Source organism: Bordetella muralis (assembly GCF_054781015.1).
On the sequence record NZ_BAAGVF010000001.1, the window covers coordinates 387,708 to 412,397 of the forward strand.

Sequence of the window (24,690 nt, forward strand, 5' to 3'; positions counted from 1 at the left end):
ATTAGCCCGATACCGCCACTCATGGAAAATTAGAGTGGATATTGTTGAATAGTTCCCTGAACGCCAGTTGAACGGCGATGCAGCCTCACGGGCGATGTGCAGTTTGCGCAGCGAGCCAGAACGCTTCGGCCACAGGGGTGAGTGTGCTGTTGGGGCGGAACAGGCAGATATCGGCAATGACTTGCCAGTCTGCATCACCCGCCTCGACCAGACGGCCCTCTTGCAGATCAGCCGCGATCAGACTTCGCGGCAGCCATGTCACCCCTCGGCCGTCTAGCGCCATGTTTTTCAGCACGGCAGCCAGATGGGCCGTGAAAACGGGTTCTACGCGGGCGCGTTGCAGCGCTGGCCCCAGCAGGGCGCGGATCAGGCGGCCGAGGCCGGATTCGGTGTTGTAGGCCAACATGGGAATGGCCTTGCGCGCGTGGGTGGACAAGGCATGGCGCGGACGGCCGGCACGATCGGGCGCACACACCGGGATCAACGTATCAGTACCGATTTTCAGCGATCGATAATCAGGGGTATCCAGGCGGCTGGGTGCCTGCGCATGCGTGTGGCATATCAGAAACTGCACCCGGCCCTGCTGCATCCACGCCTCGCATTGCTGCAGCATGTCGGACACCAATTGAATGGGCCCGATCGATGTGCGCGATTCCAGGCCTCGCAGCCATTGTGGCAAGAACGTCAGCGAAAGCGCATGCGTGGCGGCGAAACGCAAGGTGGCCGAGCCCGCCGAGGCCACGGCGCGAGCCTCGTCAGGTACGCGCGCGACGCGCCCCAGGATTTCCTGTGCGGTGGTGCGGAACCAGGCTCCTGTTTCGGTCAGTGTGACGGGATGCGTGCTGCGGTCAAACAGCTCTACGCCCAGCCATTGCTCGAGCGCACGGATCCGTCGGCTGAATGCCGGCTGCGTCATGTGGCGGTCTTCGGCTGCGCGTGAAAAATTGCCGCTGGCAGCCAATGCGAGAAAATCTTCGAGCCAGGACAGATTCATGGGTCGTTGTTCCGAGTATGCAGCAAGTAATCAAAAGCTATGCCGGCAAAGCATGAAAGCAGAAAAAAACAGCATTGGGCAAGCTCGCCGCACGACCTCGATAATACGCTGCATCGATCGCCGAGATATCGGCGCGAACCAGATCTCAGCAATGACCGGAGACCAGCCCATGAAAATCGTCGACATCCGTGAATCGACTCGTCCGATTAAATCCAATATCCGCAACGCCTACATCGATTTTTCGAAGATGACGCTCAGTCTGGTTGCGGTCGTGACCGACGTCATCCGGGACGGCAAACCGGTGGTCGGTTATGGATTCAATTCCAACGGACGCTATGGCCAGGGCGGCCTGATCCGCGAGCGTTTCGCACCACGCGTATTACAAGCCGACCCAGCCAGCCTGCTCGACGATGAACGTGACAATCTGGACGCCCACAAAATCTGGGCCATGATGATGACCAACGAGAAACCCGGTGGTCACGGCGAGCGTTCGGTGGCGGTGGGCACCATCGATATGGCAGTCTGGGATGCCGTCGCCAAAATCGAAGGCAAACCCCTCTATCAACTGCTGGCCGAGCGCTATGGCAATGGCACGCCGAATCGCGACGTCTTCGTTTACGCCGCCGGTGGCTATTACTGGCCAGGGCAGGGCCTGGATGGACTGCGCCGCGAAATGCAAAGCTATCTGGATCGCGGTTATTCCGTGGTGAAAAAGAAGATCGGCGGGGCCTCGTTGGCCGAGGATTGCGAGCGGATCGAAGCAGTGTTGAAACTGCTCGGGCCGGGTCAGCGTCTCGCAGTGGATGCCAATGGCCGTTTTGATTTAAAGACGGCAGTGGAATATGCCAAGGCGCTGTCTCAATACGATCTGTTCTGGTACGAAGAGGCTGGCGATCCGCTGGACTATGCCTTGCAGGCGGAACTGGCGAATCATTATGCAGGGCCGATGGCTACAGGCGAAAACCTGTTCTCCATGCAGGATGCGCGCAACCTCATTCGTTACGGCGGCATGCGCCCGGATCGTGATTGGCTGCAATTCGATTGCGCGTTGAGCTACGGGTTGGTGGAGTATCTGCGCACCTTGGATATGCTGAAAGAAAACGGCTGGTCGGCTTCGCGTTGCATTCCCCATGGTGGTCATCAAATGTCGCTTGCTATTGCGGCGGGGCTTGGGTTGGGGGGCAATGAGTCTTATCCGGATTTGTTCCAACCCTATGGAGGGTTTCCGGATGGGGTGCAGGTCAAGGACAGTATCGTGACCTTGCCGGAATTGCCGGGGATTGGGTTTGAGGGGAAGGCGGATTTGTATGCGGAGATGAGGGCGTTGGCGGAGTAAAGGGGTGTTGTGCGAAGGAGGGAGTTCTTTTGGTCGTCGAGCCGAGGCAATCGGCCCGGCCGGGCTTCACAAAGTCGGTCCGGCGCGCGGGCGCCGGACACCGTGTTCGCTCGTCTCGTCCGCGCCTTCGCGCTCCCTTCGACGTCCGCTCCACTCGACTTTGAGGCGCCCGGCCGGGCCGATTGCCTCGGCTCGACTGGCAGCAACTAGAATTCTCTGCATCGCTGGCACGACTTTTGTGCTTGGCGTTTTTTTGCAGCGCCTGGGAAGAGAGAAAGATCTTACGGTGCTGCTTTCGGGGGACGCCCAGCGCGCCCCCCTCAAGCGATCGGTCCGGGCATGCGACGGGGTGGCGTGGTGCCTGGTTGGAAGATCTGCTTGGGTGCGATCGAGGCTTGCGACGATGATGCGTGGCGCACTGCTTTGATGGTGCGTCTATTGCATGCGAGCGTCTCGGTCAGGGTGTCGCTTCAAGCACCATCTACATCCATGTCTGGGCATCCCGCTGCGTCTCGACATGACGAGAATGGCTATAGAGGCCGCGATCGCGCGATAACAAATGCGATGCCGTGGCATTTCGCCAGCCAATGCTATCCCGTGGCATGAGGCCAATGTGTTACCCCGTCGCCTCACGTCAATGCAGCTCGAGAGATCTTTTGTCCCGCAACGGTGCCACAGCCTGCGCATGCAGATCCCGAACGCGATGAGCGGGTGTGCAGGGCACCCGCTCATCGCAGCCCTGCAAGATCTTTCTCTTTACCAATGTGGCTGCAGAAAAACGCCAAGCAAGAAACTCGTGCCAGCGATGTGATGAGTTTGAGTTATTGCGAGTCGATGCGGGGCAGTGGCTGCGTGGGGGCGCCTCGTGGCCGAGTGGAGCGGACACCGTAGGGAGCGCGAACGCGCGGACGAGGTGAGCGAACACGGTGTCCGGCGCGCAGGGCGCCGGACCGGCCACGTGAAGCCCCCACGCAGCCACTGCCCCGCATCGACGCCAATAGCACTAAAACCGCCCCACGCCCTACAACATAACTCTCAAATGCTCATCCAAATGCCCCGTAGGCACCACCCTCCACCCACTCTGCGCATACCGCAACCACCTCCCCAACACGAGATGCGTCAGCAAACTAGCCCGAGCACTGACATCCGTATCAACCGGCAGATCCCCATTAGTCACCGCAACACGCAGCGACTGCTTCAGCGAAGCCTCAATCCGATCATTGATGTGATTGATCCGCTCCTGCAACCGATTATCCTCGGTTACCAGCGCATCCCCCGTCAGCACGCGCGTCATGCCCTTATTGCGTTCTGAAAACGCCAGCAACATCGACACTGTCTTGCGCGCCTGCCCCACACCATGCGGCTCGGCTGCGACGATCTGATTGACCAGGGTGAACAGGCTGACTTCGATGAATTCGATCAGCCCCTCGAACATCTGCGCCTTGCTCGCGAAATGTCGATACAACGCTGCTTCGGATACCTGCATGCGCGCCGCCAGCGCGGCCGTGGTGATACGCGCCGCGTGCGGTTGCTCTAGCATTTCTGCCAGGGTTTGCAGGATCTGGGTCTTGCGCTCGCCGGGTTTGCTGGCCATGGCTGACTACAGTTGGTCTGAATCAAGAGAAGAATGAATGCCCGCTATATCACTCGCAGCGGACGGCGACGGAGCAGTAAATCACTGACCGAGTTTACCCGCAAGTCGACGTAGCTCGGACGTTGGTTGTTGCGGCGAGCGAAAGGCGTGCCCGTGTGATAGACATGGACCGTTCGTAAGCCTACTTGGCGAGCGCCGCGCAGATTGGGCAGTGTGTCTTCGACCAGGACCGCTCGCGCTGCCGGCACGCCTTCGTGCGCCAGGACGTACCGCAGCAAGGCGGCAGACGGTTTGGGACGAAACTCGCCATGCAAACGCATGTGCTCAATGGCCCACATACTGTCGAAATGCCGCAAGATACCGAGGTGCCGCAGCACGTCGCGTGCGTAGTGAAACGGCGCGTTGGTGAGCAGGACCTTGCGCCCGGGCAACTGACGCAGCTTGCCCGCCAGGCCCGTCTCTGCACGGATCAACGGACGCACGTCAAAGTCGTGACTCAGACGCAGGAACGCATGAGGATCGATGCCATGATGACGCACCATGCCAATGACCGTCGCTCCATAGCGCCGCCAATATTTCGAGCGCAATTGATTGGCCGTGTCGATATCGACATTGAGCGATTCGGCGACTGCCCGGGTCATGCCATGATCGATACGCGGAAAGATCGCGTGTGAGCAGTCGTGCAGCGTGTTGTCCAGATCGAACAACCACAGGCGTTCGGACACGCCCGTGGCAACGCGGCGCGAGCGACGCTGGCGCGCCGCGGGCCGCAATAGATAGCGTTGTGCTCGCATCAATGCGAGCTGATCATGGTGCCAACGCCTTCGCTGGTCAGGATTTCCAACAACAGGCAGTGGGGTACACGGCCATCGACGATGTGGACGGAATTCACGCCGTTTTTCGCAGCATCCAGCGATGACGAAATCTTGGGCAGCATGCCGCCAGAGATGGTGCCGTCGGCGAACAGCTCATCGATGGTCTGGGCCGACAAGGTGCGCAGCAGTTTGCCAGCCTTGTCCAGCACGCCCGGGGTGTTGGTCATCATCAGCAGTTTTTCTGCGCCCAGGACCTCTGCCATTTTGCCGGCCACCACATCTGCATTGATGTTGTAGGCGGTGCCGTCCTCGCCATAACCAATAGGCGAAATCACTGGAATGAATTGATCGTCCTGCAGGGCCTTGACCACGGCGGGCTCGACCTGCGTGATGTCGCCGACAAACCCGATGTCCAGCGGCTCGGCGGGGTTCTCCTTGTTGGCCATCAGTTTTTTCTTGGCCTGGATCAACATGCCGTCTTTACCGGTCAGGCCGACGGCTTTGCCGCCTGCTTCGTTGATCATCATGACGATGTCTTGCTGGACCTGGCCGCCCAGCACCCATTCGACGACTTCCATCGTCTCGGCGTCCGTGACGCGCATGCCTTGGATGAACGTGCCTTGTTTACCGACACGACGCAGGGCATCGTCGATCTGCGGGCCACCGCCGTGCACGATGACAGGGTTCAGGCCGACCAGCTTGAGCAACACCACATCGTGGGCGAAACTGCGTTGCAGGCGCTCTTCGGTCATGGCGTTGCCGCCGTACTTCACCACGATGGTCTTGCCATGGAATCGTCGTATATACGGCAGCGCTTCGGAAAGAACAGCCGCCTTCAGAGCAGGCGACGAAACGACGGCAGGATCGGGGGTGTCGGTCATGGCAGAAAAACTCAGTCAAAAGGTCAGAAAAAATGAAAATGCCTGCGCCGGCGCGTAGAGATCGGCGCTGCCAGGGCAAGCATACGGCAGATTGTAGACCGCGCGTATGCCATATATCCAAAACCTATGTTGTTATGCCCGACAAATAACTGCTATTCAGGTAAATTGAGGGCGTTTTTGCAACGGCCACGGCTCACGAGGCCAGTGATTGTTTACTTTACGAGGTTATTTATGCGCTTCCCCTTTGTCCGGACGGCCCTGGTGGCCTCTGCATTTTTCCTGGCTGGCGCCGCTCATGCTGAAAAGCTGGTGGTGGGTGCGACACAGGTGCCGCACGCCGAGATTCTGGAGGTTGTCAAACCCGAGCTGGCCAAAGAAGGCGTGGAATTGGACATCAAGGTGTTCAGTGACTATGTGCAGCCCAATCTGCAGTTGGCCGACAAAGAGTTGGACGCCAATTTTTTCCAGCATCAACCGTATCTGGATACCTTTAACAAGGATCGCGGTGCGAAGCTCGTGGCAGTTGGCCTGGTGCACGTCGAGCCCTTTGGCGGCTACTCGCGCAAGCTGAAATCGGTGGCGGATCTGCCCTCGGGCGCGACGGTGGCGATTCCCAATGATCCTTCCAATAGCGGCCGCGCCTTGTTGTTGCTGCAAAAGCAAGGCGTGATCAAGCTGAAAGATCCGACCAACATCACGGCGACTCCGCTGGATATTGCCGAAAATCCCAAAAAATTGCAGTTCCGCGAACTGGAGGCGGCCATTTTGCCGCGCGCACTGGATGATGTCGCGCTGGCGCTGATCAATACCAATTACGCGCTGGAAGCCGGCTTGGTACCGACCAAGGATGCGCTGTTCATCGAGGGGGCGGACTCGCCCTACGCGAATATCGTGGTTACCCGCGAAGACAACAAGGACGCTCCGGCCATCAAGAAACTGGTCAACGCGTTACACACTCCTGCAGTGAAGAAATTCATCGAGGAAAAGTACAAGGGCGCGGTGGTGCCGGCGTTTTAAACCGTACCTGATAGCCGGGCTTGCCTACGAGGGCGGGCCCGGGATGGTGCAACAGTAAAAAGCCGAACCGGTATTCCGGTTCGGCTTTTTTGTATGTTGTCATGGAATGAAATTACGGGTTTTCCCTTATTTGCATACGTATGCAAGGCGTCGAAAGTGCAGCCACTTTAGGACTCACTGACCTTTGCTGGGATGCAATCATGATTCGCTATTTGAAGCGTGGCAGGACCGCTGCCGTAAAAACCGATGACGACACCAAAGTCCGAGCGACTGTCGAAGGCATCATCCGAGACATCGAGGCGCGTGGCGACGAGGCGGTACGGGAATACAGCCGCAAGTTCGACCAATGGGATCCCGCGGATTTCCGTTTGTCGCGCGCCGAAATCGAGGCGGCTCGCAAGCAGTTGTCCGATCGGGAAATCGAGGACATCGCATTCGCGCAAACGCAGGTGCGCAATTTCGCTCAGATACAGCGTGACTCGATGCGCGAGGTCGAGGTCGAAACGTATCCGGGGGTGGTCCTGGGCCACAAGCATGTGCCGATGAATGCGGTGGGGTGCTATATCCCGGGCGGCAAATATCCTCTGCTCGCTTCGGCGCACATGAGCGTTCTGACCGCAAAGGTTGCAGGCGTAAAACGCATCGTGTCGACGGCGCCGCCTTATCAAGGTCAGCCACATCCTGCCATTGTGACGGCCATGGACATGGCCGGTGCAGATGAAATCCTGGTGCTGGGCGGAGTGCAGGCGGTGGTGGCCATGGCTGTCGGGACGCCGAGTGTGGCGCCTGTAGATATGCTGGTCGGGCCCGGCAACATGTTTGTGGCCGAGGCCAAGCGCCAACTATATGGCCGTGTGGGCATCGATCTGTTTGCGGGGCCTACGGAAACGCTGGTGATTGCCGATGACAGCGTGGACGGCGAACTGTGTGCCGTCGATCTGCTGGGTCAGGCGGAGCACGGGCCGACTTCGCCGGCGGTGTTGCTGACAAACAGCGAGCAACTGGCACGTGACACGATGGCCGAGATTGAGCGTCAACTGGCGATCCTGCCGACGGCGGGCATTGCCGCGGTCTCATGGGCGGATTGCGGCGAGGTCATTGTCTGCGACAGTTATGAAGAGATGCTGCAGGTGGCCGACGAGATAGCTTCCGAGCACGTGCAGGTCATGACGCGGGATCCGGACTATTTCCTTAACAACATGACCAATTACGGCGCGCTGTTCCTCGGGCCGCGCACCAACGTGAGCTTTGGCGACAAAGTGATCGGCACCAATCACACGCTGCCGACCAATCGCAATGCGCGTTATACGGGCGGGTTGTGGGTAGGCAAGTTCCTGAAGACCTGCACCTATCAACGCGTGTTGACGGACGAGGCCAGTGCCGCCATGGGGGCGTATTGTTCGCGCTTGTGCCATATGGAAAATTTCGCCGGGCACGGCGAGCAGGCCAACATCCGCGTGCGCCGCTATGGTAATCGTCCCGATTTGCCGTGGTATCAACCGGTCGATGCCGAGGCGAGCGCATGATTGCTTTGCCTACAGGCCCTGACTTCCGGGTGGACGGGCGCCGTGCATTGGTGACCGGTGGCAGCGGCGGGATCGGGTTGGCCGCCGCCGCCGCGCTCGGCCGTGCCGGTGCGCACGTGACGGTAGCGGCGCGGCGTGAGCCCGAGTTGATGCAGGTGTGCGAGGCGCTGCGCGCCGAGGGGATCGCCTGTGCGTCCTTGGTGTTGGACGTGACGGATGCTGCCGCGGTGGACCATGCCATCGAACAGGGTGAGCCCTTCGATATCCTGGTGAATAACGCCGGGATGAACCGTCCCAAGCCGTTAGTCGAGCAACCTATCGAAGATATCGACGCCGTGCTCGATCTCAATGTGAAGGCTGCTTTTTATACCTGCCGCGCAGTAGCGCGCCGTTTATTGCAAGCAGGGTCGGCAGGGTCGATCATCAATGTCTCGTCGCAGATGGGGCATGTGGGAAGCCCGCGCCGCACCTTGTACTGTGCCAGTAAACATGCGTTGGAAGGAATGACGCGTGCGCTGGCGTGGGAGCTGGGCGGCGCGAATATCCGCGTGAACACGGTATGTCCGACGTTCATTGAAACGCCGATGACCGCAGGTATGCTGCAGGAGCCAGGTTTTCGTGATTGGATCTGTGCGCGTAACGCATTGGGACGTGTCGGCCGGCTGGAAGAGGTGATGGGAGCGATCGTCTTTCTGGCCAGTGACGCGTCCAGTCTGATGACGGGCAGTGCGTTGATGTTGGATGCCGGATGGACCGCCGCATGAAAACCGCTCCTCGTGCCCAGGATGTGGCCGATCTGGCGCAGGTGTCGCAGTCTGCTGTGAGCCGCACGTTTACTCCCGGGGCCAGCGTGTCAGAGGAAACGCGGCGCAAGGTATTGGCCGCGGCGCAGAGGCTGGGCTATCGGCCCAATGCCTTGGCACGCAGTCTGATTACGCGCCGCAGCCGTATCGTGGCGCTGGTGATGAGCTATCTCGAAAACCAGTTCTATCCGCTGGTGATCGAAAAGCTTTCGCAGAAGTTGCAGAAAGAGGGCTATCACGTCTTGATGTTCATCGCCGAGGTCGACGAGGCTGCGGATGGCGTGTTGGCGGAAATTCTGCAATATCAAGTCGATGGCATCGTGATGGCCTCGGCCATGCTGTCGTCTAACGTCGCGCAGAGTTGCGCCGAAGTCGGCGTGCCGGTGGTGCAGTTCAACCGGGTATCCATTCTCGGTGGGTTGGCTCGGCATGCCAGCAGCTCGGTGACCTCGGACAACTATGCAGGCGGTGCCAAGGTCGCACGGCTGCTGGTCGAACGTGGATATCGTCGCTTTGGCTATCTCGCCGGGCTGGAGGATTCGTCAACCAGCATTGAGCGGGAGCGCGGCTATCGCGATACGTTGCGTCAACTGGGACACGATGTCAGTTGCCGCGAGGTGGGACATTACAACTTTGATCTCGCGCAGGCTGCGGTGCGTCGCATGTTTGCGGACGATGCTCGTCCCGATGCCCTGTTCGTGGGCAATGATCACATGGCCATTGCGGTTTTGGACGTGCTGCGCCAGGAGGTCGGGCTGCGCATTCCCGAAGACGTCGCTGTGGTCGGGTTTGACGATGTCCCGCAGGCGGCTTGGGGAGCGTATCAATTGACAACCGTACGTCAACAGGTCGAACCCATGGTCGATGCCACCGTCAATCTGCTGCGTGAACAGATGCAGGCCGAGCTACGGCCGCGTGACGTGGTCGTGCCTTGCGACCTCATAGAGCGTGCGACCGTCAGATCCAAACCGAAAGACAACAACCTTTAACGGCGTGTATTGAGCACGCTGGCAATGATTTGCAGGAGACAACATGATCAGTCGTTTTTTTGTTAGCGGACAGTTCCAAAACCAAAACGCCCGCGGTGGAAGCAGCAAGCCGAAGGCGCAGCGCACGGGCTTTTTCATTCGCACCTTGATTGCAGTAGCCGCCATGGGGAGCGTTATGCCGATGGCTCAGGCGCAAGCGAATGACGCCGCGTGGCCCACCAAAACCATTCGATACATTGTGCCGTTCTCGCCCGGCGGCGTATCCGATGGCGTGGCCAGATTGATGGCAGAACAATTGAGCGCGCGGCTAGGGCAGTCGGTGATTGTCGAGAACAAGCCAGGCGTGTCAGGGCTGGTCGGTACGCAACAGGCGGCCCGGGCCGAGCCGGACGGCTACACCCTGGTCGGCGGCACTATCACGACACATGCCGTCAATCCGTTCTTCATCAAGTCGCCTGGCTACGATCCGGTGAAGGATTTCACGCCGGTTGCGCTGGTGGGCATGGTCAGCAATGCCTTGGTGGTTCGCGCCGATAGTCCGTTCAACTCGGTCCAGCAGGTCATCGATGCTGCGCGTGCGGAGCCAGATAATTTGACGTACGGCACCGCGGGCGCAGGGACTTCGCAGCATTTGTCGGGCCAGTTGTTCCAGTCCATCTCGGATACTCGCCTGCGTCAGATCATCTACAAGGGCGGGTCGCAGGCCATGGTGGATTTGATCGGCGGGCAAATCGATATGGTGTTTGAGACGGTCGCCGCAGCGCGTCCGATGATCGATGCAAAACGCGTCAAGGTATTAGGCGTCACCTCGGCACAGCCTTTGGCAGATCTGCCTGGGGTCAAGCCATTGGCTGAACTCGGGCTGCCCGGTTTTGAAATGCAGTCCTGGCAGGGTATCTTTGCACCTGCAGGCACGCCTGCTCCCGTCGTAGACCGGCTGGCGCGCGAGATAGCGGAAATCGTGAAGACACCGCAAGTGCGTGCCAAATTGATGACGCTCGGGGTCGCACCGGACGGCCGGGATTCGGCTGCATTTTCGCAATTCCAGCGCAGTGAGATTGAAAAATGGGGCAAAGTGATCAAGGATGCAGGTATTCAGGCCGATTGATCACACACGTCGCTGTATTCGGAGACAGTAATGACTGATGCACGTTATCCCTTGGACGGGCGGTTACCCGACATGCTGCGCAGTGGCAAGCCTCTGCGAGGTCTATTCAACGGCCTGCCCAGTCCGGCCATCGTTGAAATGTGTGCCTATGCGGGCTTTGATTTCATCATTCTGGACAACGAGCACGGCAGTGCGGATTTCGGGGTGACGGAACACATGCTGCGCGCGGCGCGTGCCACAGGCATCGTTCCCATCGTGCGTTGCTTTGAACCAGACCTGCCGCGCATCCTGGACATGGGGGCCAGTGCGGTGCAGGTACCCATGGTCGAGAGCGTTGCACAGGCACAGCGCCTGGCGGACATGATTCACTACCCGCCGGTGGGCCGGCGCGGCAGCGCATTCAGCACGCGTGCCGCAGGCTACGGCGCATTTGGCGGGGCCGGGCACACTCAGCGCAGCAATGACGGCATCGGATTCATTGCCATGATCGAAACCCCGGAGGCCATTGCCGTTGCAGGAGAGATCGCCGCAGTGGATGGCGTAGACGCGGTGTTTATCGGCCCGAACGATCTGGCCCATGCCATGGGATACGGCAGCGACTGGAATGCCGCGCCCGTGCAGCAGGCCATCGAGCAGGGGCTAAAGGCGATTGCCTCGGCAGGAAAGTGTCCGGGCATCATCGCGTTGACGCCCGCCGATGAGGAAAAGTACGGCGCCTTGGGGGCGCGCTATTTTGCCAATGTGTCGACCAGCATCATTACCAAGGCACTGGCGCAGGCGGCCTCGGGTGGCAAAGAGGCCCAAATGCGATACTGACTGTTGTGATCAGCCAGTCGCCAACGCTTTTTCCAGCGTGGCGTGAAATTCCGCCACGTCGTAGTCGCCCAGATAGCGTTTGATGATGTGGCCTTCCTTGTCGATCAGGAACGCCGTGGGAGTGAGTTTGACGTCGCCAAACGCGCGGGCGAGCTCGCCTTTGGTGTCCAGTGTCACCGGGAAGGGCAGCTTGCGCGTTTCGGCGTAGTTCAACACATAATTGGGCGGATCGTAGCTCATGGCCACGGCCACGGCCTCATAGCCTTTGGGGGCGTATTTCTTGTACGTCTCGATGGCGCCCGGCATTTGCTTGACGCAGGTGACGCAGCTCGTGGCCCAGAATTTCACCAGCACGACCTTGCCGCGCAGGTCTTGCATGCTGAATGTCTTGCCTTCGATCGTTGTGAAGGCGACATCGGGCGCGGTCGGGGCAGGGCGCCACACGAACCAGGCGCCGATGCCAGCCGCCACCAGGACGGCCAGGGTGAGAACGATTTTTTTCATCTTCTGCCTCGAGAAACCGCGGCATTCATACCGGGGAGAAAAGGGCGTAGCCGCAAGGCGGCCGGATTAATCTGTTGACCTATTTGATCGGCATGAGCTCGACACCGTTGGTGGCGTTGCCACTACCGGATTCGATGGGCGCTCTGGTTTGCGACGAGGTACTGGATGACGACGTCGTGCTCGATTTGGAGTCGCTCTGCCCGGACAGGCGCATGGCTTCTTCGCGGCTGATGGTTTCGAAGATCTTCACGACTTTGGTCACGCCGCTGACTGTCGAGGCGGCGTTGGCAGCGTAGTCGCCTTCGGCTTCGGTGACCAGACCCATCATGTACACCACGCCACGATCCGTCGTGATGTCAATCGTGGCAGACGGTACATACTTGGTGTTGATCAGCTGGGTTTTGACTTTGGATGTCAGCCAGGTGTCGTTGGAGCGGGTGCTAAACGACGCTGCAGGCCCGATATTGAGCTGATTGACTACTTTTTTGACGTGCTGGATGCCTTGCGCAATGGACGTGGCCTGGGTCTTGGCCTCTGCCGAGGGGACATCGCCCGTCAGCAGCAACACGTTGTTGTACGAGAGCGCATTGACGCGGGCACTGTCGCCCAGTTTGTCGCCGATTTGCTTCTCGGCCTTGAACTCGATGTTTTTGTCCTCGAGCTGAGCGCCAGACGTGCGCCGGTCCGTGATGACGACTGCGGTGGTAGCCGCGGCGCCGCCCACGATCAACGGGGCGCAGGCCGAAAGGGAAACCGCCGCGGTGGCGATCATGGCAGCCAGAAGCAGGGGGCGAGCAACCTTTTGAGTGTCCAACATTATTCGGTGTCTCCGAGAAGTAAGGCATCGATACCGTCACAGAGCGCATGCAACAGCAGGGAGTGAATTTCCTGGATGCGCATGGTGCGGTCATGAGGCACACATAAATTGACGTCGTGTTCGGTCAATAGTTCACTCATGACCCCGCCACCCTTGCCGGTCAGGACGATGATGGTCATTTCGCGGTCGTGAGCGGCCTCCATGGCGCGGATCACGTTGGCGGAATTTCCGCTGGTGGAAATCGCGACCAGCACGTCGCCCGGTTGCCCGAGCGCGCTGACCTGGCGTTCGTAGATTTCCTCAAAGCCGTAATCGTTGCCGACCGCGGTCAGAATGGCGGTATCGGTGTTCAGGGCGATACCTGCCAAGGGCAGCCGTTCGCGTTCGAAGCGGCCGACCAGTTCAGCAATGAAATGTTGAGCGTCGGCAGCCGAGCCGCCGTTGCCGCAAGCGAGAATCTTGCCATTGTTGGCCAGCGCCGCAAATAGCATATCGACCGCGCTGGCCAGGGGGGCCGACAGCGCGTGCATGCTTTCTTCACAGGCAGCCATGGCGTCGCGAAAGTGCGACGTCATTCTAGAGGTCATATCCATGCGCGCATTATCTCATGGTCGCAGGGGGACGCGGCGGACGCGCCTGCGGGCGGCGAGGTGGGTTCAAAGCGTGTCACGCCGGTATTCGCCCAGGGGCGCAGGCCGGCAAACTCAGGACGACTGTGCGAGGCACATCCGGCGTTCGCAGGAGAGATACACATGTCACCAAAACTATCCGCCTTTCACAGGCTGAATGCCGCCCGCAGCCATTCAATTTCATCGCCGTCAAAGGCGACCACGTCAAAGCGGGCGATCGGGGTATGGCCCTGCCAATACCGGCGTGCCAAGCCGGGCAACAGCAATGTCGCACTGCGAATGAGGCGTGCGCGTTTTTCGGGGCCGACACTGGCCGCGGCGCCGCCGTAGCGATTGCTGGCGCGGGCTCGGACCTCCACAAAGACCAGCATGTCGCCGTCCCGCATGACAAGGTCGATTTCGCCGGCACGACACCGGAGATTGCGTGCCAGCGGAACCAGCCCCGCGTCGATGAGCCGTTGCAGCGCGCGGTCTTCGTGCTCCGCGCCCACGCGTTGTGTTGGGGATGCCGATGGTTCGCGGTCCATGTCGCCATCTGCGGTGGACGCTCGAGCAGCTCGCCGGGCGGCGGCACGGCGCCGCTTGAGTTGACGCTGTTGCGCCTGCTGAGCGCGCGCGTAGGCAATATCCAGAAACGGGTCATGCATGGGGCCGGATGCCATCGTCTTGTCGGGGCGGCTACACTGACATACTTTGCTGTTTGGTGGTGTCCCGAATGAATCAAAATGTCCCATTGGCGCAGGCTGGCGATGCCTGGAGCCGCATGGCCGAGCGCGTGACTGGCCAGTACTGGCCCGAGGCCGCCTTGTACGTGGTGGCCACCCCGATCGGCAACCTGGGTGACCTGGGACTGCGCGCCTGGCAAGCCTTGGCGCAGGCAGATGTGATCGCTGCCGAGGACACGCGCTCCAGCCGCAGTTTGTTGGACGCCTGGGGAATCTCCACGCCGCTGATGGCCGCTCATCGCCATAACGAGGCCGCTGCTGCCCAGGACATTTGTCAACGCTTGGAACAGGGCCAGCGTGTCGCGCTCATCTCCGACGCGGGTGCACCCGCGGTCAGCGATCCCGGCGCACGCGTCGTGCGTGCAGTGCGTGCTGCCGGCTATGTCGTGGTGCCGGTGCCCGGGCCCAGCGCCGTCATCACAGCCCTGATGGGCAGCGGCGTGACCTCCGACGAAAATCCTGCCTATGCTTTCGCGGGCTTTGCGCCGCACAAGGCCGTGGCGCGGCAGCGCTGGCTGCGTTCGTGGTGCGCCTTGCCCGCTCCCGTCGTGATGTTCGAGTCACCGCATCGGCTTACGGCCATGCTGGCTGATTTACTCGAAGTATGCGGTGGACAACGAGAGCTGACGATCGCTCGCGAGCTGACCAAGCGTTTTGAGCAAATCGTCACACTGCCACTGGCGCAGGCCGCCGACTGGTTCGCCGAGGATGCTCACCGCGCCCAGGGCGAATTCGTACTGATCGTACATGCGGCACCGTCATCTGGACACGACGAGTCCGGTCCCGACGATCCTGCGACCCTCGTACTACTCGATGCCTTGCTCGAGACATTATCCGTGCGCGACACCGCAAAGGTCGCCGCAAAAGTCACCGGCCAGCCGCGAGACGTCATGTACGCGCTGGCACTAGCTCGCAAGGCAGATGTATGAAACTCCCTACTGCCGAACATCGCGTGATTTATCTGGACACCGAGACACCCTTGGGTCCAATGCGCCTCGCCGCGGCGTCACTGTCCAGTGCAAACGATGATTTCCCCGCATTGAGCGGCGCTTGGTTTCTGGACCAATGGGACCTGCCGGCCTACTCAGACGCATGGCAAAAGCACCCCGAACACCCGACACTCTGCCAAGCCGAAACAGAGCTGGCCGAGTGGTTTGCAAGCGAACGCCGCGAATTCGAGGTGCCGCTTGCCCCGCAGGGCACGCCGTTCCAACAGGCCGTCTGGGAGGCCCTGTTGGCGCTACCCTTTGGCACGACCAACAGCTATAGCGATCTCGCGTTGTCCATCGGCAAGCCCAAATCCGTTCGCGCTGCCGCCCAGGCCGTCGGTCGCAATCCGATTTCGATTTTCATTCCCTGTCACCGCATCATCGGCCGCGATACCTCGCTGACCGGATTCGGCGGCGGCTTGGAACGCAAACAAGCCTTGCTCAAACACGAGGGCCACCGCTACCTGGGCCATCATCCCCGCGTGCGCCGTGTAGACAACGGCCAGCTAGACCTGCCCTGGTGATGCCGTAACCGTCCTCAATAAGTCGCCAAGCTGGGCAAAATGCCGGTCCGATCCGCCACCTGCTGCGCCACATTCAATGCCGTAGCCCGATCGGCATAAGGGCCCAACCGCACCCGATACAGCGAGCCATTCTGCTGCACGACTGCGGGCACATTCCCCGCCGACGAATTCAACTGACTATTGACCCGCCGCACCAGCGCCTGCGCATTCGCCGGCTGGCTGAAGGCGCCCATTTGCAGATAAACCCCGGCAGGCTGGGCCGAGGCCGGCACAGGCGTGTTGGCTGCACTCGCGACAGCCGTAGCCGTATCCGCGGCAGCAGGGGCACCCGACACAGTGGCCGGCGCCATCGACGCCACCGGCGTGGGTTCCAATTCCGTCATCGTCAATGTCGACGATGGCAGCGGTGTAGGCGTGACCGTGTCTCCCCGGGCGGTGGACGCCGCCTCGCCAGTGGCCGTCACCACCGTCCCCCGCGACTGCGCCAGACGGATCTCTTCGGGCAGAATGCGCTCCACCGTCACCTCGCCGCTGCCGCTGCCGATCAAGCCCAGCTTATGCGCCGCGGTATACGACAGATCCATGATGCGGCCGCGATGAAATGGTCCCCGATCATTGACCCGGACAATGATCGTACGGCCATTGACGCTGCTGGTTACACGCGCGTAACTGGGCAGCGGCATCGTGGGATGCGCCGCCGTCATCGCGTACATGTCATAAGACTCGCCAATCGAGGTGCTGTTGCCGTGAAATTTTTTGCCATACCAGGAAGCCACTCCGCGTGCCTTGTAGGGCTTGTCCGGATCGGTGATCGGCACATAGCGTTTGCCCAACACGGTGTACGGACGGTTGGCCCCGCTAGCCAGCGGCTCGATACGCGGAATCGCATCCGACGTCGTATCGACATCAGCGGGCACATCTTTACCTGGACCGTCGTCCTTGTAATATCCGCCCGCCTTCCGGGGGCTGGTGGACGAGCAGCCTGCGATGATCACGGCCAGGCTGACCACAAAGGGCATCAGGAATTGGCGGGTGCGGATCACGTGTGTTCGTCCGGTAACTGGGCGCGGTGGCGTATCAACAACGGGTCGTGGTCCGCAAAGCGTTTAGCCAGCTGCTCGACGACATAGACCGAACGGTGTTGTCCACCGGTGCATCCGACAGCGACAGTCAGATAATTGCGCGTATCTTGCGTGTATTGCGGCAACCAGCGCCGCAAATAGCCCGTAATGTCGTCAATCATCTGTCCGACAACATCAAAGCTCGCCAGCCAGGTAGCGACAGGCTCGTCACGGCCCGTCAATGGACGCAAGTTGCGGTCATAGTACGGGTTGGGCAAACAGCGTGCGTCAAATACCAGGTCTGCGTCGTTGGGTACGCCGCGTTTATAGGCAAACGACTCGAACGTCAGCACCAACGGCGGCCGATCGTCTTGGATCAGATCGGCAATCCAAGAGCGCAATTGGCCCGGCGTCAGGCCCGAGGTGTCAATGACATGCTCCTGCTCCCGCAAGGGCGCCAGCAGATCGCGCTCGAGCGAAATCGCATCGAGCAGCGAGGGAGCTTGCCCACCCCGTGACAAACGGTCTGTCAGCGGGTGACGGCGGCGAGACTCGGAATAACGCTGGACCAGTGTCTGTGTGTTGGCATCCAGGAAAATGACCCGTAGCGACGTGCCCATGGCGCGCAGCGCGGTCACCACGTCAGGCAGCTCTGCCAGCTCTCCTGGGGAACGCACGTCGATGGCAATAGCGACCCGCTCCAGATTTTCATCGCGCGCGCTGGAGATGAACTCGCTTAGGAAGCGCACCGGCAGATTGTCGATGCAGGTATAGCCGGTGTCTTCGAGCATGCGCAATGCCACCGACTTGCCTGAGCCAGATATTCCGGTAATGAGGACGACTCTTAACATGACCCTGATTGTTGCATGATTTTGGCTACCCGTTCTCTACCGGATGCGTTGTGATGTGATCAGTAGCGCGCGGGAGCCGTACGAGCTTTCTGTACCTATCGGACTTGGCGGCGTAAGATGAGGCCGCCATGTCGTGCCGGCCGTTCATTGTCCTGATTTCTTTCCTTCGCAGCAATCAATGTCAGCATCCTCCATGTCAGCGTTTTCCTGTAGGTATCAAATGGGATGGCCCTTGCGCTGGGCGCTGGGCTGGGCTCTTGTGGCGCTAAGCGCTCTGTCGCCCGTTTCTGCACAATCTACCGCGCCGGGCAACGACATCCTGCAGCCGGATACCATGCAAGCGCGCGTGGCTGCCTGTACCGCGTGCCACGGCGCACAAGGCAAGGCGGGGGCCGATGGCTATTACCCACGGTTGGCCGGCAAGCCCAGCGACTATCTTTACCATCAGTTGTTGAATTTTCGTGACGGTTTAAGGCTATATCGGCCCATGACCCATTTGCTGGCGGGATTGCCGGACGATTATTTGCGTGAAATTGCCTCCTATTTTGCGGACCAGCATGTGCCGTATCCGCCTCCCGTTCGGCCGGTGGTGTCGGCTGATATGCTGGAGCACGGCCGGGTGTTGGCCATGCACGGCGATCCCGCACGCGGTTTGCCCGCATGTGTGGCTTGCCACGGTGCGGCGCTCAGCGGGCACTCGCCTGCGATCCCCGGCCTGCTGGGTTTGCCTCGCGACTATATCGGCGCGCAGATCGGCGGCTGGAAAAACGGACTGCGTCGCGCGGCCGCTCCCGATTGCATGGCTGACGTTGCTCACAAGCTCACACCGGAAGACATCGGCGCACTGTCGGCATGGCTGTCGTCGCGTCCTGTCGTAGAGCCATACCTGCCCGACCCAGCAGGGGCAACCACCTTGCCTGCCGAATGTGGCAGTCAGGCGCAACGCTGAGGGGCGGCATGAAACGCATCATTCAATATGGTCTGTTGACCTTGTTCGTGGCATGCCTGGCGGCCGTGGGCGTCTTGTATTGGATTGGTACCCGTGATGACGTGGCACCGAGTCCGGCTATAGCGCAAGCCGGCGCGGAATCGGCAGTCGCGGGGCAACAACTGATCGAACAGGGGCGCTACCTGGCCAGGCTCGGCAACTGCATGGGGTGTCATACGGTGCCTGGCGGCCAAACCTACGCAGGCGGTACGCCCATACCCACACCGTTTGGCACCTTGTATGGTCCGAACATTACGCCCGACCCCCAAGCCGGTATTGGTGCTTGGACCGCTGACGATTTTTGGCAAGCCTTGCACAACGGCAAATCCAAGGACGGAAGCCTGCTGTACCCCGCATTCCCTTATACGGAGTACACCCGGGTTTCGCGTGCGGATTCCGATGCGTTATTTGCGTTCTTGCGCACCGTGACACCCTCCAGTCAGCCTAGTCGAGCCCATGGGCTGAAATTCCCCTACGATCAGAGGGGGTTATTGGCGTTTTGGCGCGCTTTGTATTTCGAGCCGGGCGTGCTGCCAGAGGACGAGGGTCAATCTGCCCAATGGAATCGCGGCCGCTATCTGGTCGAGGGGCTGGGGCACTGCGCTGCCTGCCACGCGCCGCGCAACAGCCTGGGGGCGACACGAGCCGCAGACGGGCTGACCGGAGGCATGATTGCGGGGTTGGATTGGTATGCCCCTTCTCTGACCGCCGATCCGGTGAGAGGCTTGGGGAAATGGACTGCGCAAGACATCGCGGCGTTGTTGCGCACAGGCATGGCGCAGCACTCGACGGCCAGCGGACCCATGGCCGAAGTGGTGCTGGGCAGTTCGCAGTATCTGAGCGAGGCGGATGCTTTAGCCATGGGGACGTATCTGAAGTCCTTGCCTCCTACGCAGAGCAGCCTGGACGTCTCGTCCAACAACCAGTCCGACGCAGCCGCTCAGCCCTCGAACGCGGTAATGGACCGTGGGGGAAAGCTGTATGCCCAGCATTGTGCACAATGCCATCAAGACCAGGGACAGGGCAGCGGACTGGCATGGCCGCCATTGGCGGGCAATCCCACCGTGACCGCGCCGTCGCCGATCAATGCGATCCGTCTGGTGTTGGATGGGGCTTACGCGCCGGCCACGGCGGCCAACCCTCGGCCGCATGGCATGCCGCCCTTTGGGCAGGTCTTGGGGGACAACGATATTGCCGCGCTGATTTCGTTTATCCGATTCAGTTGGGACAACCGGGCGAGCGCGGTGACGGCATTCGAGGTCAAGCGTGTGCGGGATGCTTCGCGTTGAACTGAGCGCGTTTATTTGCTGCTTTGCAGGATCGCCATGGCCTGCCGTTCCATGAATTCGCCCAGCGTGTCGATGCCGCGCAGTTTCAGGATGGTATTGCGTACGGCGGCCTCGACCAGCACGGCCAGGTTGCGGCCGGCGGCCACCTGCAGCATGACTTTGCGCACAGGCAGGCCCAGCATGTCCTGCGTGATGTCTTGCAATGGCAGGCGCTCGAATTTGTCTTGAGCCGTCGCACGCACCAAATGCACGATGAGTTTCAGGCGCATTTTGCGGCGAACGGAGGTCTCGCCAAAAATGGTGCGGATATCCAGCAGCCCCAGTCCGCGCACCTCCAGCATGTTTTGCAGCAGGGGTGGGCAATGGCCCTCGATCATGTTTGGAGCAATGCGCGAAAACTCCACCGCATCATCGGCGACCAGGCCATGTCCGCGCGAGATCAATTCCAGCGCCAGTTCGCTTTTGCCCAGCCCCGACTCGCCCGTGATGAGTACCCCCAGGCCAAGCACGTCCATGAAGACGCCATGCACGGTGGTCGTGGGTGCGAGTTTCTTGCTCAGGTAGATCCGCAGCAGATCGATCAGCTGGGCGGCGGCTACCGGTGTCGATAGCAGGGGGACCTGATGCTGTTCGCATTGGTCGATCAGGTCCTGCGTTGGTGTCAGGCCGTCGGCCAGCAAAATGGCCGGCACGCCTCCGAGCAAGAGCTCGTCCATGAGGTGGACGCGGCGGCGGCGGTCGATGCGCTGGTAGTAGGCGATTTCCTCTTGGCCAAATACCTGGACGCGAGAGGGGTGGATGAGATTCAGGTGACCGACCAGGTCGGCGGCCGCCATGCCGTCGTCAGGAATCGCCCGTTGGGCCGCATTCTGACCTGCGATCCAGTTAAGGGGAATGTCACCAACGTTATCGTCGATCAGTTCCTGCACCGTCAGCATGGCGTTGTCCCGCGATATCAGCGTTGGCCGGTGGTCAGCATGCGGTGGACTTCGGCCGGATCGGTTTCCGTGGCCAAGGCCTCGCGCAGGGCTTTGTTGGACATGAGCTGGGCCAATTCGGCCAGAATGTCCAGATGCTGTTGGGTAGCCGTTTCAGGCACGAGCAGGCACATCAGCATGGAGACGGGCTCGCCATCGGGAGCATCGAATGCGATGGGCTGTGCCAGCCGCACGAAAGCGGCCAGCGGCGTTTCCAGCCCCTTGACGCGGCCGTGGGGCACGGCCACGCCTTGGCCCAGGGCCGTAGACCCAAGGCGCTCGCGAGCGAACAGGCTGTCGAACACAACGGTTCGGGCCAGACCGTGATGGTTTTCAAAGAGTAGCCCGGCCTGCTCGAATGCTCGTTTCTTGCTGGTAACGGCCATGTCGAGCACAACGTTGCCGGCGGGTAGGATGCGCGACAAATGATTCATGCGGGTCATTATAGAGTTTTATGCCGCAGTGCAAAAAAGCCCCCACGCTGCGCCCTCGGCTTGCTGCCCTCGAGGGGGAGCTTTTTGCCTTGGGGGCGGCCCGGCGGCAAAATCGCTGCGGTCGCTCGCCTGTTTGAATCCGAAAGCATAGTCGGTTCGGGGCCAGAATGAAAAGGGGGACGCCGAGTCAGGGGTGTAACCGGTGACAAAGGCCTGCGAGGGGAAGGGCGAGAATCTTGCCGATGCCCCGGCGGGATTGTTTCATCCTGCGGGACACCGGTGTCAGCATGATCCGTCGAGCGGATCTGGGATGGGGCTAGGTCGCTTACGTGCGAGCCCGTCGTACTGTAGAGGCCTTACGGGGAAGGCGGCGCGCTGAAGTCCGTTTGTCTTTTGACGGATTCAGCTGTATGGCTTTGCACCTTGTCTTTGTGTTTCAGGACTTGACGGTCGATCTTGTCGGCCAGAAGGTCGATGGCTGCATAGAGATTTTCGTCCACGGCTTCGCAGTGGATGTCTTTGCCACGTAGTCTCATCGTGATTTCGGCTCTATGCCGCAGGGGCTCTACTGAGAGCATAACCTGGGTATCGATCACGTGATCGAAATGCCGCAGCACTCGCGCCAGTTTGTTCATGACATATTCCCGGATGGCCGGGGTGACGTCGAGATGACGACCGCAGATGCTCAGGTTCATAGTGCGCTCTCCTTCTATATCAAAGAGAAGTTTGCCGTCAGGCCGTCCGTGGGCAAACGCGCTCCCTCGGGGGAGCAGCAAGCCGAAGGTGCGGCGAGGGCATTACAAGGTGCGCTTATCGCGCGGGAAAGTGAATAAAAGGGTCTCCTGTAGGAAAGATGAAATGGAACTCTGTTAGTACTAGTGTATAGACTCTATCGGGTAAAACAAGTCGGGTTCGCAGCAATTATTTTGCTTACATCCGGAAATGCTCACCCAGGTAAACGCGGCGTACGGCGGGGTCGCCCACGATTTCGTCAGGCTGGCCGTCGGTGAGGACTTTGCCCTCGCTGATGATGTAGGCGCGGTCACAAATACCGAGTGTTTCACGCACGTTGTGATCAGTGATCAGGACGCCGATCCCGCGGCCTTTCAGAAAACGAACGATGCGCTGAATCTCGATCACGGCGATGGGATCGACCCCAGCAAAAGGCTCGTCCAGCAAAATGAAACGCGGCCGTGTGGCCAGGGCGCGCGCGATCTCTACACGCCGGCGTTCGCCGCCTGACAAGGAAATCGCGGCACTCCCGCGGATATGACCGATCTGCAGTTCATCGAGCAGTGTTTCGAGCTGCTCTTTGATTTGTGGTTCGGATAGGGCTTTACCGTGTGCGTCAAGCTGCAATTCCAGGACTGCCCGGATGTTTTGTTCGACGGTCAGGCGACGGAACACAGATGCATCCTGAGGCAGATAAGACAGCCCCATGCGAGCCCGCTTGTGAATCGGCATCGAGGTGATGGCGGTACCATCGATTTCGATCCTGCCTGAGTCGGCCGGCACCAAGCCGACAATCATGTAGAAGCTGGTGGTTTTGCCGGCGCCATTGGGGCCCAGCAGGCCCACCACTTCGCCGCTGACAACCGACAGGGAGACGTCTTGCACGACGGTGCGGCCGTTGTAGACCTTGCGCAGGCCCGTGGCACGCAGGCTGCCTTGCTTGACGCCAGCGGCGGAGGGCGGCGGAGACGGCGTGCGGGTGTCAGTCATTGCTGCGGTACTGAGAGATGAAGAAGGATTAGCCATTAGTTTGTTTGGCCTTTTTGTTGCCCTTGCCGGCCCGGCATTCGGCGACTGCCGCATCGGCCTTGGAGCGCGGCTCGACGACTGAACGCACGCGGCCGCCGGGGGCAGAAGAGTTGGCACCGCCTTGCGCTTGGTAAACGCCGGTTTTTTCGTTGTAGCGTACCCGCTCGCCGCGGATCGTGTCGAACTGTTTGCCGCAGATATAGCGGATCACCACGGCTTGGCCGATCAGGTCGAATTGACTTTTGCTGCTGTCGTATTCAGCGCGCAGGCCCGTACCTTCGATGACGTCAAAAGTCTCGGGGCGCTCTTGGCGGATCGTGACGACTTTGCCCTTGTTCGCAATAGCCGTACCGTGCTGATTGCCCGCCTCGTCTTCGTTGACCTCGAGCTTGTCGGCGGTCAGTTTCATCAGCCCGCGTGTGAGCACCACGTTGCCCGTGAATACGCTTTGGCGTTTGAGGTCGTCATAGTGCAGCGTGTCCGACAAGATCATGGTGCTGGGCTCTTCAGCCGAATCGCTTTGCTGCTGCGCGTGAGCGTTGGCGCCCATACCTAGCAACAGCGTCGTCAGGAGCAAGGCGCCGGCACGTGCCACGCGGTGGCGGCAGGCCAAGGGGGCGACATGGGGGAAAGTTCTGTCTGTCATGGTCAATTCTGGTTGGCGCCGTTTCGAGTACGGCCACGTGTTTCGGAACCGGAAATCTCAACGTCGGTCGACGCGGAGACCTGGAGTTGCCGGGTCTTGTTGTTGTAGTGCATGCCAGTGCCGCTCATGCGCGAATTGCCCTTGAGGACGACGGCGGGCAGGTCGGTATAAATGACATCCTCATCAGGCAGGATGATGAGCTGTTCGCTGCGTACGTCAAGTGCATCGTTTTGGGCGTCTTGCTGGCGGTGCAAATGGGCCTTGCCGTTCATGACGATGCGTTTGCCGCCCTGTTCCATGACGGCGGTGTTGGCCGTCCCGACGGTGATGGGGTTGGCTTCTTGCTGGCCGATCGCACGCGGGGCAGTGACATGGTACGAATCGTCATCGGGGAAGTGCTCCACGTATTTGCCTTCCATGCGATTGATGGGTTTGCCCTGGGGGTCGGTGCGCAGCATGACAAAGTCGCGCGCCCAGGAATCCATTTCGTGTGTCAGACGGCGTGGCGGATCGACGGGAATGGCGCGTTGTGCGTAGTCGGCAGCCCACCAGGTGCAGGCCACCAGTGCAATCAACAACAATAATGCGATTAGTGCGGGAAGTCGCTCTTTCATGC

27 protein-coding genes are annotated in these 24,690 nt (G+C 60.4%); 11 read left to right on the plus strand and 16 right to left on the minus strand.

Annotated elements, in window-relative coordinates; all coding sequences use genetic code 11:
• Positions 1-85: 85 nt before the first annotated feature.
• Positions 86-994 carry a LysR substrate-binding domain-containing protein gene (locus ACYVIT_RS01780; RefSeq protein WP_415808967.1) on the minus strand — a complete coding sequence of 303 codons (909 nt, stop codon included), beginning with the start codon at positions 992-994 and terminating at the stop codon, positions 86-88.
• A gap of 169 nt (positions 995-1,163) precedes the next feature.
• Between ACYVIT_RS01780 and ACYVIT_RS01785 the strand changes: the two genes are divergently transcribed.
• A complete protein-coding gene (locus tag ACYVIT_RS01785) occupies positions 1,164-2,330 on the plus strand; it encodes a mandelate racemase/muconate lactonizing enzyme family protein (protein WP_415808968.1) in 1,167 nt (388 codons plus the stop codon).
• A gap of 1,021 nt (positions 2,331-3,351) precedes the next feature.
• On the opposite strand, the gene slmA is transcribed toward ACYVIT_RS01785, so the two are convergent.
• From slmA to argB, 3 genes are read right to left on the minus strand one after another with little or no spacing between them, the layout of a single operon-like run.
• Entirely contained in the window at positions 3,352-3,924 is a 573-nt protein-coding gene (slmA, locus tag ACYVIT_RS01790; RefSeq protein ID WP_094819645.1) for a nucleoid occlusion factor SlmA, read from the minus strand.
• A 44-nt stretch (positions 3,925-3,968) separates the two neighbouring features.
• Positions 3,969-4,718, minus strand: coding sequence for a pyrimidine 5'-nucleotidase (locus ACYVIT_RS01795; RefSeq protein WP_415808716.1), 750 nt, complete (start codon positions 4,716-4,718; stop codon positions 3,969-3,971).
• Positions 4,718-5,620, minus strand: coding sequence for an acetylglutamate kinase (gene argB / locus ACYVIT_RS01800; protein ID WP_415808717.1), 903 nt, complete (start codon positions 5,618-5,620; stop codon positions 4,718-4,720). Before argB ends, ACYVIT_RS01795 begins: the two co-directional genes overlap by 1 nt.
• A gap of 231 nt (positions 5,621-5,851) precedes the next feature.
• Between argB and ACYVIT_RS01805 the strand changes: the two genes are divergently transcribed.
• The 6 genes from ACYVIT_RS01805 to ACYVIT_RS01830 all read left to right on the plus strand — a co-directional run bounded on the left by ACYVIT_RS01805 (position 5,852) and on the right by ACYVIT_RS01830 (position 11,879).
• Complete coding sequence (locus ACYVIT_RS01805; protein WP_415808718.1) at positions 5,852-6,637, plus strand: MetQ/NlpA family ABC transporter substrate-binding protein; 786 nt, start codon at positions 5,852-5,854, stop codon at positions 6,635-6,637.
• A 200-nt stretch (positions 6,638-6,837) separates the two neighbouring features.
• Positions 6,838-8,163: a histidinol dehydrogenase gene (hisD, locus tag ACYVIT_RS01810; RefSeq protein WP_415808719.1), complete on the plus strand. Its 1,326-nt coding sequence runs from the start codon at positions 6,838-6,840 to the stop codon at positions 8,161-8,163.
• Complete coding sequence (locus ACYVIT_RS01815) at positions 8,160-8,927, plus strand: SDR family NAD(P)-dependent oxidoreductase (RefSeq protein ID WP_415808720.1); 768 nt, start codon at positions 8,160-8,162, stop codon at positions 8,925-8,927. The genes hisD and ACYVIT_RS01815 overlap by 4 nt, the downstream gene beginning before the upstream one ends.
• Positions 8,924-9,955, plus strand: a complete 1,032-nt coding sequence (locus ACYVIT_RS01820; RefSeq protein WP_415808721.1) for a LacI family DNA-binding transcriptional regulator — start codon at positions 8,924-8,926, stop codon at positions 9,953-9,955. Before ACYVIT_RS01815 ends, ACYVIT_RS01820 begins: the two co-directional genes overlap by 4 nt.
• 163 nt (positions 9,956-10,118) lie before the next feature.
• Positions 10,119-11,063, plus strand: coding sequence for a Bug family tripartite tricarboxylate transporter substrate binding protein (locus tag ACYVIT_RS01825; protein WP_415808747.1), 945 nt, complete (start codon positions 10,119-10,121; stop codon positions 11,061-11,063).
• Between the two features lie 30 nt (positions 11,064-11,093).
• Positions 11,094-11,879: an HpcH/HpaI aldolase family protein gene (locus ACYVIT_RS01830; protein ID WP_415808722.1), complete on the plus strand. Its 786-nt coding sequence runs from the start codon at positions 11,094-11,096 to the stop codon at positions 11,877-11,879.
• Positions 11,880-11,888: 9 nt separating this feature from the next.
• On the opposite strand, the gene ACYVIT_RS01835 is transcribed toward ACYVIT_RS01830, so the two are convergent.
• The 4 genes from ACYVIT_RS01835 to ACYVIT_RS01850 form a co-directional block, all read right to left on the minus strand.
• Positions 11,889-12,383, minus strand: coding sequence for a peroxiredoxin family protein (locus ACYVIT_RS01835; protein ID WP_415808723.1), 495 nt, complete (start codon positions 12,381-12,383; stop codon positions 11,889-11,891).
• A gap of 79 nt (positions 12,384-12,462) precedes the next feature.
• A complete protein-coding gene (locus tag ACYVIT_RS01840) occupies positions 12,463-13,203 on the minus strand; it encodes a BON domain-containing protein (protein ID WP_415808748.1) in 741 nt (246 codons plus the stop codon).
• Positions 13,200-13,793 (minus strand): phosphoheptose isomerase, encoded by a 594-nt coding sequence (locus ACYVIT_RS01845; RefSeq protein WP_415808724.1) that lies wholly within the window; start codon positions 13,791-13,793, stop codon positions 13,200-13,202. Before ACYVIT_RS01845 ends, ACYVIT_RS01840 begins: the two co-directional genes overlap by 4 nt.
• Before the next feature lie 182 nt (positions 13,794-13,975).
• On the minus strand, positions 13,976-14,476 hold the full coding sequence (locus ACYVIT_RS01850; protein ID WP_415808725.1) for a YraN family protein: 501 nt from the start codon (positions 14,474-14,476) through the stop codon (positions 13,976-13,978).
• 68 nt (positions 14,477-14,544) lie between these two features.
• Here ACYVIT_RS01850 and rsmI point away from each other — a divergent pair, with 68 nt between their 5' ends.
• Together rsmI and ACYVIT_RS01860 are read left to right on the plus strand one after the other, a co-directional pair.
• Positions 14,545-15,483 (plus strand): 16S rRNA (cytidine(1402)-2'-O)-methyltransferase, encoded by a 939-nt coding sequence (rsmI, locus tag ACYVIT_RS01855; RefSeq protein ID WP_415808726.1) that lies wholly within the window; start codon positions 14,545-14,547, stop codon positions 15,481-15,483.
• Positions 15,480-16,067, plus strand: coding sequence for a methylated-DNA--[protein]-cysteine S-methyltransferase (locus tag ACYVIT_RS01860; RefSeq protein ID WP_415808727.1), 588 nt, complete (start codon positions 15,480-15,482; stop codon positions 16,065-16,067). The genes rsmI and ACYVIT_RS01860 overlap by 4 nt, the downstream gene beginning before the upstream one ends.
• Positions 16,068-16,081: 14 nt before the next feature.
• On the opposite strand, the gene ACYVIT_RS01865 is transcribed toward ACYVIT_RS01860, so the two are convergent.
• Together ACYVIT_RS01865 and rapZ are read right to left on the minus strand one after the other, a co-directional pair.
• On the minus strand, positions 16,082-17,110 hold the full coding sequence (locus tag ACYVIT_RS01865) for a septal ring lytic transglycosylase RlpA family protein (protein ID WP_415808728.1): 1,029 nt from the start codon (positions 17,108-17,110) through the stop codon (positions 16,082-16,084).
• Positions 17,107-17,979 (minus strand): RNase adapter RapZ, encoded by an 873-nt coding sequence (gene rapZ / locus ACYVIT_RS01870; RefSeq protein ID WP_415808729.1) that lies wholly within the window; start codon positions 17,977-17,979, stop codon positions 17,107-17,109. Before rapZ ends, ACYVIT_RS01865 begins: the two co-directional genes overlap by 4 nt.
• Before the next feature lie 334 nt (positions 17,980-18,313).
• Here rapZ and ACYVIT_RS01875 point away from each other — a divergent pair, with 334 nt between their 5' ends.
• Complete coding sequence (locus tag ACYVIT_RS01875) at positions 18,314-18,928, plus strand: c-type cytochrome (RefSeq protein WP_415808750.1); 615 nt, start codon at positions 18,314-18,316, stop codon at positions 18,926-18,928.
• Positions 18,929-18,936: 8 nt separating this feature from the next.
• Positions 18,937-20,256, plus strand: a complete 1,320-nt coding sequence (locus tag ACYVIT_RS01880; protein WP_415808730.1) for a c-type cytochrome — start codon at positions 18,937-18,939, stop codon at positions 20,254-20,256.
• Positions 20,257-20,267: 11 nt separating this feature from the next.
• Here ACYVIT_RS01880 and hprK read toward each other — a convergent pair whose 3' ends face one another.
• From hprK to lptC, 6 genes are all read right to left on the minus strand, one after another.
• The gene (hprK, locus tag ACYVIT_RS01885) at positions 20,268-21,194 is read right to left on the minus strand and encodes an HPr(Ser) kinase/phosphatase (protein ID WP_415808731.1); all 927 of its coding nucleotides are present in this window, start codon (positions 21,192-21,194) and stop codon (positions 20,268-20,270) included.
• A 17-nt stretch (positions 21,195-21,211) separates the two neighbouring features.
• The gene (locus tag ACYVIT_RS01890) at positions 21,212-21,667 is read right to left on the minus strand and encodes a PTS sugar transporter subunit IIA (RefSeq protein ID WP_176456437.1); all 456 of its coding nucleotides are present in this window, start codon (positions 21,665-21,667) and stop codon (positions 21,212-21,214) included.
• Between the two features lie 356 nt (positions 21,668-22,023).
• Positions 22,024-22,362, minus strand: a complete 339-nt coding sequence (gene hpf / locus ACYVIT_RS01895) for a ribosome hibernation-promoting factor, HPF/YfiA family (protein ID WP_094819663.1) — start codon at positions 22,360-22,362, stop codon at positions 22,024-22,026.
• Positions 22,363-22,597: 235 nt separating this feature from the next.
• Positions 22,598-23,389, minus strand: a complete 792-nt coding sequence (gene lptB / locus ACYVIT_RS01900; RefSeq protein WP_415808732.1) for an LPS export ABC transporter ATP-binding protein — start codon at positions 23,387-23,389, stop codon at positions 22,598-22,600.
• 28 nt (positions 23,390-23,417) lie between these two features.
• Positions 23,418-23,978 carry a lipopolysaccharide transport periplasmic protein LptA gene (gene lptA, locus ACYVIT_RS01905; protein ID WP_415808751.1) on the minus strand — a complete coding sequence of 187 codons (561 nt, stop codon included), beginning with the start codon at positions 23,976-23,978 and terminating at the stop codon, positions 23,418-23,420.
• Positions 23,979-24,076: 98 nt separating this feature from the next.
• Positions 24,077-24,688 carry an LPS export ABC transporter periplasmic protein LptC gene (lptC, locus tag ACYVIT_RS01910; RefSeq protein ID WP_415808733.1) on the minus strand — a complete coding sequence of 204 codons (612 nt, stop codon included), beginning with the start codon at positions 24,686-24,688 and terminating at the stop codon, positions 24,077-24,079.
• Positions 24,689-24,690: the final 2 nt, after the last annotated feature.

Excerpts from the sequence above, each read along its gene's own strand:
- ACYVIT_RS01780 (WP_415808967.1), bottom strand. The coding sequence starts at position 994 with ATGAATCTGTCCTGGCTCGAAGATTTTCTCGCATTGGCTGCCAGCGGC.
- ACYVIT_RS01785 (WP_415808968.1), top strand. The coding sequence starts at position 1,164 with ATGAAAATCGTCGACATCCGTGAATCGACTCGTCCGATTAAATCCAAT.
- slmA (WP_094819645.1), bottom strand. The coding sequence starts at position 3,924 with ATGGCCAGCAAACCCGGCGAGCGCAAGACCCAGATCCTGCAAACCCTG.
- ACYVIT_RS01795 (WP_415808716.1), bottom strand. The coding sequence starts at position 4,718 with ATGCGAGCACAACGCTATCTATTGCGGCCCGCGGCGCGCCAGCGTCGC.
- argB (WP_415808717.1), bottom strand. The coding sequence starts at position 5,620 with ATGACCGACACCCCCGATCCTGCCGTCGTTTCGTCGCCTGCTCTGAAG.
- ACYVIT_RS01805 (WP_415808718.1), top strand. The coding sequence starts at position 5,852 with ATGCGCTTCCCCTTTGTCCGGACGGCCCTGGTGGCCTCTGCATTTTTC.
- hisD (WP_415808719.1), top strand. The coding sequence starts at position 6,838 with ATGATTCGCTATTTGAAGCGTGGCAGGACCGCTGCCGTAAAAACCGAT.
- ACYVIT_RS01815 (WP_415808720.1), top strand. The coding sequence starts at position 8,160 with ATGATTGCTTTGCCTACAGGCCCTGACTTCCGGGTGGACGGGCGCCGT.
- ACYVIT_RS01820 (WP_415808721.1), top strand. The coding sequence starts at position 8,924 with ATGAAAACCGCTCCTCGTGCCCAGGATGTGGCCGATCTGGCGCAGGTG.
- ACYVIT_RS01825 (WP_415808747.1), top strand. The coding sequence starts at position 10,119 with ATGGGGAGCGTTATGCCGATGGCTCAGGCGCAAGCGAATGACGCCGCG.
- ACYVIT_RS01830 (WP_415808722.1), top strand. The coding sequence starts at position 11,094 with ATGACTGATGCACGTTATCCCTTGGACGGGCGGTTACCCGACATGCTG.
- ACYVIT_RS01835 (WP_415808723.1), bottom strand. The coding sequence starts at position 12,383 with ATGAAAAAAATCGTTCTCACCCTGGCCGTCCTGGTGGCGGCTGGCATC.
- ACYVIT_RS01845 (WP_415808724.1), bottom strand. The coding sequence starts at position 13,793 with ATGGATATGACCTCTAGAATGACGTCGCACTTTCGCGACGCCATGGCT.
- ACYVIT_RS01850 (WP_415808725.1), bottom strand. The coding sequence starts at position 14,476 with ATGCATGACCCGTTTCTGGATATTGCCTACGCGCGCGCTCAGCAGGCG.
- rsmI (WP_415808726.1), top strand. The coding sequence starts at position 14,545 with ATGAATCAAAATGTCCCATTGGCGCAGGCTGGCGATGCCTGGAGCCGC.
- ACYVIT_RS01860 (WP_415808727.1), top strand. The coding sequence starts at position 15,480 with ATGAAACTCCCTACTGCCGAACATCGCGTGATTTATCTGGACACCGAG.
- rapZ (WP_415808729.1), bottom strand. The coding sequence starts at position 17,979 with ATGTTAAGAGTCGTCCTCATTACCGGAATATCTGGCTCAGGCAAGTCG.
- ACYVIT_RS01875 (WP_415808750.1), top strand. The coding sequence starts at position 18,314 with ATGCAAGCGCGCGTGGCTGCCTGTACCGCGTGCCACGGCGCACAAGGC.
- ACYVIT_RS01880 (WP_415808730.1), top strand. The coding sequence starts at position 18,937 with ATGAAACGCATCATTCAATATGGTCTGTTGACCTTGTTCGTGGCATGC.
- hprK (WP_415808731.1), bottom strand. The coding sequence starts at position 21,194 with ATGCTGACGGTGCAGGAACTGATCGACGATAACGTTGGTGACATTCCC.
- ACYVIT_RS01890 (WP_176456437.1), bottom strand. The coding sequence starts at position 21,667 with ATGAATCATTTGTCGCGCATCCTACCCGCCGGCAACGTTGTGCTCGAC.
- hpf (WP_094819663.1), bottom strand. The coding sequence starts at position 22,362 with ATGAACCTGAGCATCTGCGGTCGTCATCTCGACGTCACCCCGGCCATC.
- lptB (WP_415808732.1), bottom strand. The coding sequence starts at position 23,389 with ATGACTGACACCCGCACGCCGTCTCCGCCGCCCTCCGCCGCTGGCGTC.
- lptA (WP_415808751.1), bottom strand. The coding sequence starts at position 23,978 with ATGGGCGCCAACGCTCACGCGCAGCAGCAAAGCGATTCGGCTGAAGAG.
- lptC (WP_415808733.1), bottom strand. The coding sequence starts at position 24,688 with ATGAAAGAGCGACTTCCCGCACTAATCGCATTATTGTTGTTGATTGCA.